Origin of the sequence: Pseudomonas sp., from assembly GCF_036404235.1 — a bacterium.
In the GTDB taxonomy this organism is placed as follows: Bacteria; Pseudomonadota; Gammaproteobacteria; order Pseudomonadales; family Pseudomonadaceae; genus Aquipseudomonas.
The window spans coordinates 24,054-40,807 of record NZ_DASWOT010000075.1 but is presented as its reverse complement, the minus strand read 5'-3'; the positions used below and the strand labels follow the sequence as shown (position 1 = coordinate 40,807).

17 protein-coding genes are annotated in these 16,754 nt (G+C 56.4%); all 17 read right to left on the bottom strand.

Features of this window, described 5'->3' with window-relative positions; all coding sequences use genetic code 11:
• Window positions 1-669, bottom strand: a 669-nt coding sequence (gene dmpG, locus VGC62_RS09430; RefSeq protein ID WP_331186803.1) for a 4-hydroxy-2-oxovalerate aldolase, incomplete at its 3' end; no start/stop codon positions are given.
• Window positions 669-1,583, bottom strand: a complete 915-nt coding sequence (locus tag VGC62_RS09425) for an acetaldehyde dehydrogenase (acetylating) (RefSeq protein ID WP_331186802.1) — start codon at window positions 1,581-1,583, stop codon at window positions 669-671. The genes VGC62_RS09425 and dmpG, both read right to left, overlap by 1 nt.
• Complete coding sequence (locus tag VGC62_RS09420) at window positions 1,580-1,792, bottom strand: tautomerase family protein (RefSeq protein WP_322179314.1); 213 nt, start codon at window positions 1,790-1,792, stop codon at window positions 1,580-1,582. The genes VGC62_RS09425 and VGC62_RS09420 overlap by 4 nt, the downstream gene beginning before the upstream one ends.
• Before the next feature lie 24 nt (window positions 1,793-1,816).
• Window positions 1,817-2,620: a 2-oxo-3-hexenedioate decarboxylase gene (dmpH, locus tag VGC62_RS09415; RefSeq protein ID WP_331186801.1), complete on the bottom strand. Its 804-nt coding sequence runs from the start codon at window positions 2,618-2,620 to the stop codon at window positions 1,817-1,819.
• The gene (gene dmpE / locus VGC62_RS09410) at window positions 2,617-3,414 is read right to left on the bottom strand and encodes a 2-oxopent-4-enoate hydratase (protein WP_331186800.1); all 798 of its coding nucleotides are present in this window, start codon (window positions 3,412-3,414) and stop codon (window positions 2,617-2,619) included. The genes dmpH and dmpE overlap by 4 nt, the downstream gene beginning before the upstream one ends.
• Before the next feature lie 7 nt (window positions 3,415-3,421).
• The gene (locus tag VGC62_RS09405) at window positions 3,422-4,882 is read right to left on the bottom strand and encodes a 2-hydroxymuconic semialdehyde dehydrogenase (protein WP_331186799.1); all 1,461 of its coding nucleotides are present in this window, start codon (window positions 4,880-4,882) and stop codon (window positions 3,422-3,424) included.
• Between the two features lie 213 nt (window positions 4,883-5,095).
• The gene (locus VGC62_RS09400) at window positions 5,096-6,157 is read right to left on the bottom strand and encodes a phenol 2-monooxygenase domain-containing protein (protein WP_331186798.1); all 1,062 of its coding nucleotides are present in this window, start codon (window positions 6,155-6,157) and stop codon (window positions 5,096-5,098) included.
• A gap of 14 nt (window positions 6,158-6,171) precedes the next feature.
• Window positions 6,172-6,528 carry a phenol hydroxylase subunit P4 gene (locus VGC62_RS09395; protein WP_331186797.1) on the bottom strand — a complete coding sequence of 119 codons (357 nt, stop codon included), beginning with the start codon at window positions 6,526-6,528 and terminating at the stop codon, window positions 6,172-6,174.
• Between the two features lie 65 nt (window positions 6,529-6,593).
• Window positions 6,594-8,114, bottom strand: a complete 1,521-nt coding sequence (locus VGC62_RS09390; RefSeq protein ID WP_331186796.1) for a YHS domain-containing protein — start codon at window positions 8,112-8,114, stop codon at window positions 6,594-6,596.
• A 15-nt stretch (window positions 8,115-8,129) separates the two neighbouring features.
• A complete protein-coding gene (locus tag VGC62_RS09385; protein WP_219061758.1) occupies window positions 8,130-8,399 on the bottom strand; it encodes an MmoB/DmpM family protein in 270 nt (89 codons plus the stop codon).
• Window positions 8,400-8,408: 9 nt separating this feature from the next.
• Window positions 8,409-9,401 carry an aromatic/alkene monooxygenase hydroxylase subunit beta gene (locus VGC62_RS09380; RefSeq protein ID WP_331186795.1) on the bottom strand — a complete coding sequence of 331 codons (993 nt, stop codon included), beginning with the start codon at window positions 9,399-9,401 and terminating at the stop codon, window positions 8,409-8,411.
• A 47-nt stretch (window positions 9,402-9,448) separates the two neighbouring features.
• Complete coding sequence (locus tag VGC62_RS09375; protein ID WP_331186794.1) at window positions 9,449-9,742, bottom strand: phenol hydroxylase subunit; 294 nt, start codon at window positions 9,740-9,742, stop codon at window positions 9,449-9,451.
• A 10-nt stretch (window positions 9,743-9,752) separates the two neighbouring features.
• Window positions 9,753-10,682, bottom strand: coding sequence for a catechol 2,3-dioxygenase (locus tag VGC62_RS09370; RefSeq protein ID WP_331186793.1), 930 nt, complete (start codon window positions 10,680-10,682; stop codon window positions 9,753-9,755).
• Window positions 10,683-11,116: 434 nt separating this feature from the next.
• Window positions 11,117-12,814 carry a sigma 54-interacting transcriptional regulator gene (locus tag VGC62_RS09365; RefSeq protein WP_331186792.1) on the bottom strand — a complete coding sequence of 566 codons (1,698 nt, stop codon included), beginning with the start codon at window positions 12,812-12,814 and terminating at the stop codon, window positions 11,117-11,119.
• A gap of 123 nt (window positions 12,815-12,937) precedes the next feature.
• Window positions 12,938-13,129 (bottom strand): hypothetical protein, encoded by a 192-nt coding sequence (locus VGC62_RS09360; protein WP_331186791.1) that lies wholly within the window; start codon window positions 13,127-13,129, stop codon window positions 12,938-12,940.
• 23 nt (window positions 13,130-13,152) lie between these two features.
• The gene (locus VGC62_RS09355) at window positions 13,153-15,552 is read right to left on the bottom strand and encodes an efflux RND transporter permease subunit (protein ID WP_331186790.1); all 2,400 of its coding nucleotides are present in this window, start codon (window positions 15,550-15,552) and stop codon (window positions 13,153-13,155) included.
• Complete coding sequence (locus VGC62_RS09350) at window positions 15,552-16,670, bottom strand: WD40/YVTN/BNR-like repeat-containing protein (protein ID WP_331186789.1); 1,119 nt, start codon at window positions 16,668-16,670, stop codon at window positions 15,552-15,554. Before VGC62_RS09350 ends, VGC62_RS09355 begins: the two co-directional genes overlap by 1 nt.
• Window positions 16,671-16,754: the final 84 nt, after the last annotated feature.

The following is a 16,754-nucleotide window of genomic DNA, read 5'->3' as shown; positions in this document are numbered from 1 at the left end:
CGCTTCGATGGCGGCGATGGAATTGGCCACACCCATGCCTAGGTTGTGATGGCCGTGGAAACCGATCTCGGTCTCTGGATTGAGCACCTCACGCAAGGCACCAATACGTGCTTTTACATCGTCAGGCAGCATGTAGCCTGCAGAGTCGGTGACATACACCGTCTGCGCGCCGTAGGACTCCATCAGCTTGCCCTGCCTGGCGATGCCGGCAGCATCATTGAGGTGCGCCATCATCAAAAAACCTGAGGTATCCATCCCCAGCTTGCGGGCATAGGCGATGTGCTGGGGCGAGGTGTCCGCCTCGGTGCAGTGGGTGGCCACATGCACACTCCGCGCACCGCAGTCGAACGCCGAGTGCAGTTCCTTCATGGTGCCAAGCCCCGGAATGAGCAGGACCGATACTTTGGCCTGCTTCATTTTAGGTACCACCGCGCTGATGTACTCCTCATTCGAATGAGGGGCGAAACCATGCTGCAGCGAATTGCCGCCCAAACCAGCGCCATGGGTCACCTGAATGTAAGGCACGCCAGCCTCATCCAGCGCGGTTGCGACCTTGACCATCTGCTCGACACTGATCTGTTCACGCTTGGCGTGCATGCCGTCGCGCAAGCACATGTCGTGCAGGACTACCTTGCGACCCTTGAGGCTGGAACGGGTGGACTGACTCATTACGCGACCTCCGAAGCTTTAAGCTGAATCTTGCCAGCGAGAATTTCGTCGGCAAACATCTCTGCGGTGCGGGTGGCGGCCGCCGTCATGATGTCCAGATTGCCGGCATAGGTCGGCAGGTAGTCGCCCAGCCCCGCCACTTCCAAGAACACAGAGACTTTCTTGCCTTCAAAAACAGGTCCGTTGACCAAGCGGTAGCCCGGCACGTACTTCTGCACCTCGACGATCATTTTCAGAATCGACTCGGTGATTCGGGTTCTATCCGGCTCGTCATCTGTCAGGCAGTAGATGGTGTTGCGCATCATCATCGGCGGGTCGGCCGGGTTGATAATGGCCAACGCCTTGCCCTTGCGAGCGCCACCGACTTTCACAATGGCGCTTGAGGTGGTGTTGGTAAACTCATCCAGGTTGGCACGGGTACCCGGGCCAATCGACTTGGACGCCAGGCTGGCGACAATCTCGGCATACTCGACGCTCTGAATACGCGAGACGGCATTGACGATTGGGATAGTGGCCTGGCCCGCGCAGGAGATCATGTTGACGTTCATCTCCAGCTTCTCCGCATGCTCTCGCAGGTTCACTGGTGGCACGCACAGCGGGCCGATAGCCGCTGGGGTAAGGTCAATCATCAACACGCCAAGGGCGTTTAGCTTGCGGCTGTTTTCGGCATGGACATAGGCGCTGGTAGCGTCAAAGGCGATCTGAATGCCATCTTCAAGCACGTGCGGCACAAGACCATCCACGCCTTCATGTGTGGTTTTCAAACCCATGGCACGAGCGCGCACCAACCCCTCGGATTCTGGGTCGATACCGACCATCCAGACGGGTTCAAGCACTGGGCTGCGCAAGATTTTGTAGATCAGGTCAGTGCCGATGTTGCCTGAGCCTATGAGTGCACACTTGATCTTCTTCATTGAGATTGTTCCTTATTCTTCGCGGCGCGCTGTGCCATGTTCATACCGGCGACGTAAAACTCGTCGCTACCGTGCTCGGTAATGAGGATGCGCACTGTTTCTGGAGCACACTCCAGACTGTTGCAAACCGCCGTGGTGACTGCGGCTGCAACGCGGCTTTTCTGCTCTGCGGTGCGGCCTTCGACCATGTGCATTTCGATAATTGGCATGCTTGACTCTCTTCGTTTTTGTCGTTATTCAACGAAACGCATCGACACGGTACCTAGCTCCTGAAAGCGAGCCACAATGCTGTCGCCTGGTTTCACCGCGAGGGCCTCGGTGATGCCACCACTCATCACAAAGCTGCCGGCCGGCAGTATCTCGCCCATCTCCGCCAGGATATTCACCAGCATGGCGATGGCTTCCGCCGGATGGCCCATCACTGCCGCAGAGGCACCCATAGCGACGATTTCGCCATTTTTTTCCATCACCACGCCGAGGGTCTTGAGATCCAGATCATCGACATAACGTGCCCGTCCACCCCCAACAAAACGCGCGGAAGAGCCGTTATCGGCGATCACACTGGCCAGATCGAACTTGAATCCGGAAAATCGCGAATCAATGATTTCAACCGCTGGGAGAACGTAGTCGGTCGCCGCCAAGACGTCCTGGGCGGTGCAACCAGGCCCCTGCAAGTCACTCCTCATAACAAAAGCCACTTCGCATTCAACCCGTGGATGCACCAGGTCCGAAGTGGAGATGGCCGAGCTCTCAGGGCGGGCCATGCGATCGGTCAAAAAGCCGATCGAGGGCACGTTGACTCCCATCTGCTGCATCTTGGCTTTTGACGTCAGCCCGGCTTTCCAGCCCACCAGCTTGTGGCCTTTTTCGATGAAGCGACGACGAAGCTCGCTCTGCACGGCATAACCATCGGCGATGGTCATGTTCGGGTATTCGTCGGTCAGCTTGGGGATGGCATAGGCGCGGGTCTGCGCACCTTCAACCCGCTCGCACAGGCGAACGATGTCCTCACGCAACAGTGTCAGGTTGCTGCTCATACTGCGCTCCTCCCGGAAAACTTGACGCGACAGCTACCAAGACCGCCGACGGTACACACCAACTCATCCCCATCTATCACCGGTACCAGCGAAGACTGGGAACCCGAGAGGATCACCTCGCCTGCTTTGAACGGAATACCCAACGCACCCAGGGTATTGGCCAGCCAGGCCACAGCATTCGCCGGTGAACCTTGCACCGCAGCACCCACGCCGGTAGAGAACAACTCGCCGTTCTTCTCCAGCACCATGCCAGCCAGAGTGATATCTAGCTTGCGCGGATCGCCCTTGGTTTTACCCAGGACGAACACGCCGCAAGAGGCATTGTCCGCAACGGTGTCCTGGATCTTGATCTGCCAGTCGGTAATGCGCGAATCGACGATTTCGAAACAAGGCACTACGTAGTCAGTCGCACGGATCACGTCCATCGCGGTGATGCCCGGGCCCTTGAGGTCGTGCTTCAGGACAAAGGCCAGCTCGGCTTCGGCTTTCGGCTGAATCAACAGACTGAGGTCGATGGTGTCGCCCTCTTGAAAAACCATGGCCGAAGTGAGCATGCCGAAGTCCGGCTGATAGACGCCGAGAAAGTCCTGCACAGGCTTGCTGGTCGCACCGATTTTCTTGCCGACTATGGTTTCACCCGCCGCCAGCCGCCGAGCGACAAAGCGCTCCTGGATACGGTAAGCATCCTCAATGGTGATCTCTGGCTCACGAGTGAGCAGTGGCGCAACGGCGCGATGGGAGACGAAAGCTTGGTAAAGTTCATCGCCGTAATGCTCGATCTTTTGCTTGTCCATAAGGGCCTCAGAGTTTCACGCAGATATTTCGGGTTTCGGTGTAGAACTCCAGCGAATGAACACCGCCTTCACGGCCAATGCCCGACTGTTTGGAACCCCCAAACGGAGTACGCAAATCGCGCAGGAACCAGCTGTTGATCCAGGTGATGCCGACGTCAATCCGCGCCGCCATGCGGTGGGCACGAGATAAATTAGAGGTCCAGATGGTGGTCGACAGGCCGTAATCGGTCGCGTTAGCTTTCTGCACGACTTCGTCCTCACTATCGAACGGCGAAATGTGGCAGCACGGCCCGAAAATTTCTTCCTGCACAACGGAAGCTGTTTCCGGCAGGCCGGTCCAGATAGTGGGTTGCACCCAGGCACCTTCGGCCAGATCCGCTGGCATATCAGGCACGCCGCCTCCCGTCACTAGGGTGGCGCCCTCCTCCACGGCCTTGCGGTAGTAAGACAATACCTTTTGCTTGTGCTCCTGGCTGATCAGCGGGCCGTAGTTGGCATGATGATCATCGGGACGACCATATTTGACCGCCTCCGCCTTGACCTTCAGGGCCTGGACAAAACGCTCGAAAATCGGACGCTCGACATACACTCGCTCGGTGCCTAGGCAGACTTGGCCCGAGTTGAGGAATACCGAGCGTGAGAAGCTCTCAACCGCCGCATCAAAGTCGGCATCGGCAAACACGATGCCGGCGTTCTTGCCACCCAGCTCGAACGACACATCGCGCATGCCTTCGGAAGCAGCTTTCATGATGGCCGCGCCAGTGCGGGTCTCGCCGGTAAAGGTGATGGCATCGACGTGCGGGTGTTGGGTGACGAACTCGCCAGCGGAGTGGGGCCCGAATCCGTTCACTACGTTGTAGACACCCTTGGGGATGCCCACGGCGTTCATCACTTCACCCAGAAGTGCCGCCGTTTGTGTCGATTCTTCGGACGGTTTGACCACCACGGTATTACCGCAGGCCAGCGCCGGACCTACTTTCCAGGTCATCAGCATGAACGGGGCATTCCACGGACAGATCACGCCGATCACACCCTTGGGGCGACGAATCGAGTAATTGAAGGCGCCGCGACCATCAGGCGTTTCCATCTGGAAAGATTCGCTGGCAACGTTCTTGATCACGTCGGCGAACACTTTGAAGTTGGCCGCCCCGCGCGGGATGAATACGTGCTTCATGACGTGCTCCGGCTGGCCGGTGTCGGACATCTCGGCTTCAACGAAATCGTCGAAGCGGCGGGTGATTTCGTTAGCCACGCCGTAGAGCAACTCAATGCGTTGATCCGTGGTAAGACCACCCCACTCGCCCTGTAGGGCACTACGCGCAGCGCTGACGGCAGCATCTACCTCTCCGCGTCCGGCTTCACTGATCGAGCAAATAACACTGTTATCGACCGGTGAACGCTTGTCGAAACGTTTGCCACTGGCAGCGCCGACGAACTCACCGGCGATGAAATTTTCAATCTGGCGCATGGAAGCTCCGGGGTGTTGTTCTGTATGACTACCCGCTGCACCTTCCCCAGGTCAGCGGGTATTAGTCCCTGAAACGAGTCTAGAAAAGCCAGGCAATACCGGCTAATACTTTATTTTGCCAGCCCTGATACCCACAGGGTATTGATACTAGGGTGACGAAATCAGCCAGAACAAGCTTCCCCAACTCATCTATAGGGGGGCTTGTCGGTGCGATCAGATAGCCTTGAACAAGGGACTGCGGACCTGCTGAGCATCTGCCGCCGATATAAACTTCTCGGTGTAGATGTCGCGTTCAAACAGGCGTCCCTGCATCAGCGTGCTGATGCAGGAGTCAATCATTAGAGGCGGACCACACAGGTAAGCCTTGTGTCCCCTGAAGTCGTTATTGAAGTGCGCCTTGGCCGCGTCATGGACAAAGCCACGGAAGCCCTCCCAGCCAGAGTCCTCCGGCTCATGGGAAAGCGCGGGCACGTAATTGAAGTTCGCGTATTGCTGAGCCATAGCAAGGAAATCGTCGTGGTAATACAGCTCGCCACGATGGCGTTGGCCATAGATGAGGGTGATCGGCAGTTCAAAGCCTTCCGCCAGCAGATCCAGAATCATTGAGCGCGGGCTGGAAAGCCCGGAACCGCCGCCCATGAAGATCACCGGCATATGCGCCGACTTCTTCACAAAGAAGCGACCGTAGGGGCCGGTAACACCCATGCGTTCACCGACCTTCAGCTGTTCGTGCACATAACCCGTACCACGACCGCCTGGCACGATACGAATATTCAGCTCAATTTCGCCGCCATCCGTAGGCGCACTGGCAATCGAAAATGCCCGGCTGCCAATACCGTCAGGCAACTGCAGATTGATGTATTGACCGGCCTGGAAGCGCATTCCAGCCGGATCGTCGAGCTTGATCCATACACCCTTGATGGTGGGCGTTAGGGTCTCGATGCGGCTGACCGTACCGGGGAAGTCGCGTACCGGCAGATTCTCGGCATCCGGGTCTTCATCGATTTCCGCTTCAATCACCAGGTCGCTCTCAGCGGTAGCGCAGCAGGCCAGGCACTTCTTCTCTTCGCGCTCAAAATCCATCAGGGCAAAGCTGGAGGCCTCGCCGTGCTCAATCTCGCCATCCACCACCTGAATCTTGCAGGTCGCACACAAACCGTGGCAGCAGGCATGAGGCAGGTAGATGCCAGCCCGCAGAGCCGCATCGAGAATGGTCTGACCCTCTTCAATATCGATGGTCTGACCCAGTGGTTCAATCGTCAGCTCGTAACTCATAGCCCGTCCCCTTCTCAGCTAACAGCGCAAATAGTGTTGAGGCCCGGCGTACTGAACCGCAGCTGATCTTTGTGGCCGATAGCATTGTCGGTCAGGCTGAGATCGAAGTCGGGCACCCAGGGCTGATTGCCCTTGAGCCACTGGACAGTGCGCCAGTTGATCGCTGCAGTGTCCGGATCCGCTTGCAGCAGCGGCTCGAGCGCAACCTGAATCAACTCGGCGAAGGTAGTCTGCGGCGGCAGACAAAGCAGGAACGGGGCAGCAAAAAGCAGATGGTGATCCCAACTGACGTACACCAGTTGTTTGCCGTTGAAATTCTCAACGCGATCACGGGCAACGCCTACGTACTCTTTAAGGGCGACTACAGGCATTTTGTTCTCCTTATTATTGTGTTGGGACACGGCCGCTTCAACTAACGACCCCCCCTTTTAGAGGCTTACTGGTTCGACGTTGCCAGACCACGCCACCGTTCGAAGTTGTGGCGGTCCTGGGAGTCGGCAAAATCACCATTGTCCTGACCATCTTTCAGCGAAACCCACTCCATCCAGGCAGCCAGATCACCATTGAGCGGCGCTTGGAAGAGTGCAGGCATGGGCAGCCAGGCCTGGATATATTTCTCTGGCTCATTATTGAAGATTTCCAGGCAATGATCAGAGCAAAAGTGGTACTTATCGCCTTTGTATTCAACTTCACGATGGCAAGTAAGCGTCGGATCATTTGGCTCGGTAAATACCGTCGGCAACTGACAGCACTGGCACAGTTTAGCCAGGCCATAGTTCTTGAACGGCGTACCTGCGTCCGCCAGCTTCTTGATATGTTCCCAGCGCGGCCGGTAATACTTGTCGAACGTGGTGGGGTACTTGGCAGATAACCATTGCAGATCCTCATCCGAGGGGATCCATGCATGGAAGGCGGTACCAAAGCTCCACTGGTAAAGACCTAACATGAACTGGTGCGACATGTGATCGATGCCTGCTTCGGCGTCATCCCAGCTCTTTGGTGGACGAATACCGTAGCGCGCCAGGTCCTTGAACAGCGCGCCGCCGTTCTCTGCGCCATAAATATCCCACGCCTCGCGCCACGACATGACGCGCTTGGGCAGCATGTAATCCATCATGGTGCTGACCAGGCCGAGAACCCGGAAGCCGCGCCAGAACCACTTATCGATCCAGCCCTGAACGATGGGCAGGTTGTCCGGATCCTGCTCGAGCATGAACTTGATGCATTCAAGCCCCAAGGTCATGTGCCGTGCCTCATCCGACTGGGCCGAGAAACCGAAGGTCACCGTGGCCATGTCACCGTTGTAAGCTGCGCCGGACATGAACGGCACGAACAGCAGGTTCGTCAGCACGTATTCGAACGAGAAGCCGATGGCGATCATGAACTCGAACGGACCGGCTGACATCGCATCGTCAAAGAACGAACGCGCCACGGACGTGTACCAGATGCGGTCACGCTGATCAGCAAACGCATGGAAACCGTTGTAGAACTTGTTGTAGTTGGACAGTGCGTGGACTTGCGTCTGGGCGTGGCGAATTTCATCAATGGCCTGCATCTGACAGGCCACTTGCGTCCCTACACCGCGAAACTCACGGCCCACACGGGCAAACCCTTTGTGCGCTGCATACTCACCCGGACTGATGGCCTGCAGAAATATTTTCAAGGCTGACAGATAGCGTGCATCGGTAATATTCAGATGGCCGTTATTCTGCGCATGGGCGTCAATAATCGCGTAAAACTTACGCTCTTTTTCCGCCTGATACTTCCAGTATGCATCCATGGTCAAGCGGAACGGATCTTCCCACTTGTTCCAGTCATGGATCTTCAGCCCTTCATAGGCAATGTAGGGAAAGATTTCTTCCTCGGTGCGATAAGACGGTTCCCATGCCAAGTCACGCGTCAATAAGCGGTACTTTTCTTTCGCATTCATTTTTTTATTATTTGCTTTCATGTCCATGCTAAATATTCTCGCTTAGTTGCCCCAGGTCAGGGTCAAGGAGTCTTCGTCTTCAACGACGTTGCCGGAGAGCGTGATCAGGTTGATATTCAGCTCTTGCATATCAAAGCTGCGGCCCAGCTGTTCTTCAATGGTTTCTCGGCGAATGACCAAACGGCCAGGCGCATTGATCTTGACCATCGCCGGTTCACGATTGACCACGGCCTCGGGGTTATCTATTTCAATCGCCTCGATAATGGGGCGAGTCTCTTCATTGGTTTGCAATGCAATAAACACAGTCGACATAGAAACCTCTCAGACCACGATGCCGACTTTTTCAAGGCGAGCCTTGAAGGCGATCAATTGTTCAGCCATGACCTCATCGGCCTGGTCCGCAAAAACCTGCTCAATCACCGGCAGCAAGGCTGCGGCGGCGCGATCACGCCAAACGGTTGTCCAGGCCTGCAACTGCTCGCGGTTTTGCTCGGACTCCGCGGCCGCTACCTTCATGACCGCATCGACCCATTTGCGGGTCTCCTCAAACCAGTCGCTCATGAATTGCGTGAGCATGGCCACTGCCGAGCCGCCATTGACCGCGAACCGGTCATCCACGATGCGCCCATACACCAGCGGATAGAGCAAGCCATCCAGGGCCACGTTTTGCGCGACAAACAGCTCGAATGGATCGCGTACCACCATGCAGTCCTCGGTATAACGACGCAGTGCTTGCCAGGCGTCCCCCTCCATCCAGGCGACCTTGCCCTCTTCGAGGGCTTCGGTGCCACCCAGCAGCAGACCAATCCGCGAAAGGTATTGAGCCGAACCCAGGTTATCCATCGCGTGGTACATACAAGGCTGGGTAAACACCGTGCTGTAGCCGTAGCCGCAGATAAAGGTGTTGTTGAGATTGGCGCCCCAGGCAGCGTGACGCAGCGGCACCAGCAGATTGAGCGCGCAGCTGCGCAGATCGTCCGAAAGCATGTCGGCCAGGCCGCGGGTTTCGACGAAGTTGAAGTTCGCTTCGGTGTTTTCTTGCTGACGCGCACGCGCCAGCGTGTAGGTGCTGTAGTAAAACTGACGCGGGTCTTTCAGGGCGTACCAGTCGCGCATCACGATCTTGGTGATGCTGGCGTCGTAAAGCTCCTGCTCCGGGTCCCAGGTCGGCCGGTAGTGCAAGTTTTCCTCGGGCTGGATGTCGTAGCTGCCTTCCTGATAGCGCGAAGAGGGTTTGTCGCCAAAACGGCGGGCCAAGTGGTCAAACGTCTGTCGCAATGGCTGGATGCTGACCGTGCGAAGATCTATATGCATGTGTATCTCCCACCAGCGTTTCACCCAAGGTGAAACACCCAATTCGATTAGTGTTTGAAACGAACCTGTGTGGCGTCAGCGAGTCGCCAATCCCAATCAGCCGAAACATCGTCCTCGTCCGTAGCCGAAGTCGGCGCGGGCATCAACGCAACCTTGTTGGTAGCGCAGAACTCGACGAATGCTTCATGAGTCAGGATCATTTCAACGAATAACCCGGGCTCGCCAATGGCGAAGTCGAACTCGACAAAGCGGCTCCCGCGATTGCCGGTAACCCGTACAAAACGCTTTTGCGTATCCAGGTCGGCCGGCTGCATTTCCAGTGACTCATCGGGCAAAGTCATGGATGTGCCCTCAGGTCACTACAGTCAGGAAAGTTTCGTGCAGTTTGCGCTGCGGGTAGTCGAGACCCTGGGCGAAGTTGTCGTAGGTCCAGGACAGCGGCTCGTAATCCGGGTAAGGGTGGTAGCCGCCCATGAAGGTTTCAAAACGATTGCCTGAGGGGTCCCACGCATAGATGGTGCAGCCGCGGGTGACGCCATGACGGGTAGGGCCAATATCAACGTTCACTTCGTTCATCGACATGATGTCGCCAGCACGTAACACCTGCTCCCACGACTCAAGGAGGAATGAGCAGTGGTGCAGCTTGCCCTTCTCCGGATACTCGACGAAGGCGATGTCATGGACTTTGTGCGAGCAGGACAACCAGATGCCCATGTCACTGTCGCCATCCGGGCTGAGTACGCGCTCAACCAGGAAGAAGCCCAGGACGTCGGTGAAAATCTTCTTCACTTCGGCGATGTTTGGGCCATACAGCAAGCAATGATCCAGCTGAATAGGGGCGATGCCATGTTCGCGCTGAGTGTTCCACGGAGCCGGGTTGACTTGGGGAATGCCGTTACCTATACGGGTTTTTTCAGCATACAACTCGATCAGATGGCCGGATGGCAACTCGAAGCGCACGCGCTCGCCGGTTTCCAGCATTTCACCTGCAGGGATGCGGGTAGTGACCAAACCGTATGCTTGCAGGTCGGCATCAAGTTTTTCCAGAGTGGCTTTGTCCAACACCTTGAAGCCAAAGAAATCGATGCCAGCGGTATCCGCTTCACGAATCACATAGCAGTTGTGATCACGCTCGTCCCAGCATTTAAAGTACACGCGCCCCAGGTCATCACGCCCGGTTTCCACCAGGCCAAGCACGTTGCGGTAAAAGTGGATGCCTTCTTCAAGGTTCAACACGCGCACCTGGGCATGCCCTGGACGCAATACACCTGTCATCGCCATTTGTTGTCTCCATTATTGGCTAGATGAGGTTGGCTCTACGCGTGCCCTTTCGGGCTAGCGACAAGCCGGACTTACAGTCTCGATCTAACATTGCATAGAGGATGCCAACAATCGTAACTTAATGATTTAATTGTAATTTAATATAAAAACAAAAGAATAAGCCCCCTCACAAGATGACGTTTCTGTCCATTCGCCACCCACGCCTTACAAAAACGTAATGCCGCACATCAGCAAAACGCGATGCTCCAAGCAAAACGATGCCCGCCCCTTGGCAAATGAGCCTGGAGTGACCGATAAATGGGCAAAAAAACACGTCGAGCGACGTGTTTGGCATAAGGCTTCTCAATAAACAGGCATTCCCACCGCCTTCGCGGTCATGTCACTGGAATGCCTGGATCAAAGAACGCCCATGGAGTGATCGGTGTACGCTTTTGTCAGGCGCTATTCGGGGACTGTTCGATATCACCCAACACCTGTTTCACCCGATACGCCAACTGACGACGGGTTATACCGAGTAGACGCGCCGCGTGGGTGAGGTTGCCATTGGCCCGCAAAACAGCGAGTTGCAAAAGACGAGCTTCATGTGCCTGAAGATCGAAGCCCTCATCGAGTAAGCTTTCGTAAAGTTTATCTTTCCGGGCTTCATCCGCATTGCCGACCTTCCCCTGCCTGTCAATAACAGCGCCGAGCGCAGTCACGGGGGCCATGCCAGGGAACAGATGTTCCACATCAATTTGCCCCCCGGAGGGTGCAAGCAAAACAGAGCGCTCAACCAGGTTTTCAAGCTCACGAACATTGCCCGGCCAGTCATAGGCCATCAGCTCTTGCATCGCCAGATCGCTGATACCATGAATGGTCTTGTGATAGAGCGGTGAGTATTTTTCGATAAGCACCGAGACCAACACCGGGATATCCGATTTGCGCTTGCGCAGGGGTGGAATCTCTAATGGATAGGTCGCCAGGCGATAGTAGAGGTCGGCGCGAAAACGACCATCAGCAATGGCTTGTTGCAGATTGACGTTGGTGGCGGCCACCAGCCGCACACTGACCTTGCGGGGCTTGTCATCGCCCAGTCGCTCGACTTCTCCGGCTTGCAGTACCCGCAAAAGCTTCACCTGGGCCGAAGGAGAAAGCTCACCCAGTTCATCAAGGAATAGCGTGCCACCATCGGCTCGCTCGAACTTGCCGGGTCGTGAATTCTGCGCGCCGGTATAGGCTCCTTTCTGCACACCAAAAAGCTCTGATTCGATCAGGTCGTTGGGAATCGCTGCACAGTTAATGGCTACAAACGGCTTATCTGCACGATCACTGTTTTCGTGCAGCCACTGGGCAAATACCTCTTTGCCGACCCCGGTTTCACCCAAGAGTAAAACCGTTATAGGACTGCTGGCTGCCTTGCTGAGCAAACTGAAAGCGGCACTAAACGCAGGGGAACTTCCCACCAGTTTGCCGGGTGGGCGCTGTTCGCGCTGACGACCACGTACTTGCCACAGCTCCTCTTGCAACTGCTCAAAAGAGGTTTCCTTGTCTTTTGCTTCCAGACAGTGTTCGAGGAACGGGTCATCTCCCCACTCTTCCACCGGTTTGCCAACCAGTACGCAGTTAGCGTCACCACAACACACGCATTTGGTTTCACGAAAAACGATGAAACGTTTGAAGAATCGAGAGGTATAGCCCGACGCATAGCCCGACAGGTGCCAGCAAGCGACCTCATTGGCAGCGCCGAATAACTGCAGATGCGATTCAGCTTCCCATGAGTTTTCACATTTCACTTCGCCGAAAAATGTCCCTTTTTCCCAGTCTATTTTGGCTTCGGTGATTGTTGATCGAACCAGTCCTTCAAACGCGTGCAGCTCAGGGCCGATCTTGAAAACGTCATAGTCGTCACCCGCACCATAGAGCTTTTGCGCGAGGTCGGCATCATGTTGGCCAGCTGCAAAACCCATGCGAAACAAAAGTCCTTCGGCGCGCCTGGCCCCAAGCGACTCAAACAACTCTTGGCGCAAGGCCCCGAAGGCCTTGGCGTGAAGCAGCAGCATGCGGTTTTCGTCGAGCCAGATCTGCCCGCTCTCGATATTGAAGCGCAGCCGTGAACGCAAATTGAAGCGTTCGATAAGGGGTTGCTCGATCATGAACATTCCTAAAGCGTAACGAAGCACGAGCCTTTCGATCTTGAAAACGGTAAAGCTCACCAAGATCGATTGCGTTTATTATTGTGCGTGCGATCTGGGATCGTTCGCTGCATGGGTCTTAGTTTATATCGCGGCAGACACCTGATTACGAGCATTGGTAGTGGCCCAGGCCAGTGCAAGGGCTTCACCCGACGTGGCCCGAGCGCGCTCAGCCATACCTTGGACTTCGACCATTGAGTTCACCGCCAGCGCCGACTGCCGATCCGCCGTGCCAATGGCCTCAGTGAAACCCAAGACCAATGTGATAGTGCTCATAGTCATTGCACCCTTCTCGCCGGTCAGATCGCAACGCCCTGCTTGGGCTTCAACAGAAAGTGGGCGAGCGCGGGTAACAAGATCAGCGCTCCGAGCATGTTCCAGACAAACATGAACGCCAGCAAAATACCCATGTCAGCCTGGAATTTGATCGGCGACCAGACCCAGGTCGCTACCGCAATCCCCAAGGTGATACCGGTTAACACCACCACCTTGCCGGTGAAGATCAACGCCTTGTAGTAAGCCTCCGAGAGCGACATGCCCTCCTTCATCCGCGCCAGAGTCACGGTCATCACGTACAGCGCGTAGTCCACCCCTATACCCACACCGAGGGCGATTACCGGCAGAGTGGCAACCTTGACGCCGATATTCAGCCACACCATTAACGCTTCACACAGTACTGAAGTAATCATCAGCGGCACCACAGCACAGACAACCGCACGCCATGAGCGAAAGGTAATGAACGCCAGCACGATCACCGCCGCGTAGACCAGGAACAGCATTTGAACGTTGGCCTTTTTCACCACTATATTGGTGGCGGCCTCTATGCCGGCGTTGCCCGCAGCATTGAGAAAGCGGATGTCATCGCTGTTGTATTTAGCCGCGAAGCCTTCCACCACGCCGACCACGCTTGTCAACGTATCGGCTTTATGGTCCTTGAGGTAGGCATACACCGTGAGCAAGTCGCAATTCTGGTTGAACATCTCACGCGGGGCGCGGGTAATGATGGCGTTGAGCATGTCTTGCGAACGAGGCACTTCGAACCATTTAAGGCTGCCTTCGTTCATCCCTGCGTTAGCCACCTTGGCGATACCTGCCAGCGAACTGATAGCCTCAACCCCAGGCAATTTCTGCAGTTCATGCGACAGCGCATCGACAGCCATCAGCGTGCTGTAGTGAGCACACGCGTATTGCGGTGTCTTGACCATGATGATGAACACATCACTACTCGCCGCATAGTTGTCCACCATAAAGGCGTTATCACGGTTGTAACGCGAATCCGCACGCAGCTCCGGTGCGCCAGGATCGGTATCGCCAATTTTCAGATGGGAGCTCACCGCCAGACCGACTATGCCAAAAACCAGGCCCACAGCCACAGCCACGGTCGCCCAGAAGCCTCGCGTAAACAGGTCCAGGAACGCCCAGAACGGGTGCTTTCTATGCTGTGTATCGTTGTTTTCCGACAGCTCTGACTTGAGGCTGCGCTTCGCTGCCGCAGGGCTGACTCCCGTGTAAGAAAGCAGGATTGGCAGCAGCACCAGATTGGTGAAAATCAGCACAGCAACCCCAATACTCGCAGTGATAGCCAGATCCCGTATGACTTGGATGTCAATCACCATTAACACCGCGAAACCGACTGCATCGGCCAGCAACGCGGTCATGCCCGCCAGGAACAAGCGTCGAAAGGTATAGCGCGCAGCCACCCATCGGTGCGTCCCACGCCCGACGTCCTGCATGATGCCGTTCATCTTCTGCGCACCGTGGCTCATGCCAATAGCGAACACCAGAAAAGGCACCAGGATCGAGTAAGGATCAAGCTCGTAACCAAGCGTAGGTAAAAGACCCAGTAGCCACACCACCGCGACCATCGAACAGAACACCACCAGCAAGGTGCTACGCAGGCAGCGGGTGTACCAAAAAAGTACCACGGTACAGATAACGATGGCTGCGGCAAAGAAAACCAGAACCTGTCTCAGGCCATCGATCAGGTCACCCACTACCTTGGCGAAGCCGGTAATGTGGATTGCAACTTTGTCCGACTCGTACTTGGCGCGCAATTGTTCAACGCGCTGGGAGAGTGCGTGATAGTCAATCCGCTCACCGGTTTCAGAGACTTTTTCCTGAAGAGGAACCAGCACGATGCTCGACCTGTAGTTCGCCGCCACCAACTGGCCAACTTCACCAGAGCGCTCCACGTTGATTCGTACCTGCTCAAGGCTTGGCGCCGAACCGTCATAGTCATCAGGAATAACCGGCCCGCCATCCAGCCCCTCTTCGGTCACGCCGGTCCAGCGCACGGCTGGCGCCCACAGCGACTTCATATAAGGACGATCGACACCCGGCAGGAGGAATACTTCATCGCTAAGCTTGCGTACCGTTTCCAGATACTCAGCATCGAAAATAGTGCCGCTTTTAGACTCAACCGCTATGCGTAGCGTGTTGCCCATGCCCGACAGCTGCTTGCGGTTTTCCAGGAAGTTGACGATGTAAGGGTGATTGGTCGGGATCATCTTCTCGAACGCGGCATTGAGCGACAGCCCACGCGCCTGATAACCCAGCAACAGCGTTATGAACAAGCACAAGATAACGATCACCATGCGATTGTTGAACAGCAACCGCTCGCAGAGGGTTCCTGACTGTTTATCGAACGCCTTCAAGTCGCTGATGACAGCGTCCGAGGGAACACGCTGCGCATGATTCATTATTGAACTCCCGAAACTAATGTAGCCGGCTCGATCCGGGACAGCCCGCGGGCGCCGAAAATGACCAGAGCCCCATCCGTTGCCTCGATGAGACCGCAAAGCCCGGCTCCCGCCTGGGTGTTGAGGACCACAAAACTGCGGGCATCGTCGGTGCTGCGCAGCAGTCGCCCGCTTTCGTCCGCCAGCAACAGGGAGTCGTCGCGCAGGCGTCTTGCGGCACTCAGTGTCACCGACTGTTGCGGCGCGACCCGTTGCCAACTGGCCCCACGATCCGGGCTGCGCCAGGCATTGCCGCGCAGACCATAGGCCAGCAGCGTATCGCCATCGAGATTCAGCACCCCGAAGAAGGTGCCTATGTAGGGCGTGGAGATCTCACTGAAGTGGCCACCCCCATCCGCAGAGCGAAATAAGGCGCCTTGCTCACCGGCAATCAGCAGTTGTCGATTGTCGATCTGTACCTGATAGAGGTGTTTGCCGCGTGGGTTGGGGATTCGTCCCACCAGCGACTGCCAGCTTTGACCACCATCGGCAGTGACCAGGGCTATGCCATAAGCGCCAACCACATAGCCATGCTGCTCATCGCTAAAGCGCACGCTCAAAAAGGGTTTGTCTGGGCCATCGCTGACCAGAAAACCAGCACTGCGCACCGCTGCATCGGCGCCCTCTTCGCCTGCGGCGGCGCGCTGACGGGCATCATCGAGAATCACCTGCGCGACCTGACGACCGTCAAGCTGACGCTGCCAGGTTTCACCGGCGTCGCTACTGTGCAGCACCACACCGCTGTGTCCCACCGCCCATCCCTGGGTTGCCGTGGGAAAGTCCACATCAGTCAACAGCACGCTTACCGGCACGCTCCTGGCTTGACGCCACGAGCGCCCGGCGTCGTCTGAAAGCAGCACGCTGCCACGCTCGCCGACAACCACCAGGCGCTGGCCCGCATGGGCCGCCGCCAGTAGCAGGCCCTGTTGTGCCCGGCTGTTCTGTTGTGCGGGAAGGTCCAGCACATCGGGCACGACCGACTGGCCTGCGGCAACACAAAGGCTGGTCAGGCAGGAAAAACAAAGTGCGGCGACGGCAAACACCGCATACCTTTTGATGAGCGCATTTAACATGTGCATCTAACGTACTCGACTACATCCCTGTGCCTGGATCGCAGCGTCAAGCACTGCATGGCCAGGCAAAAGGATGATGAGAAGGGACTG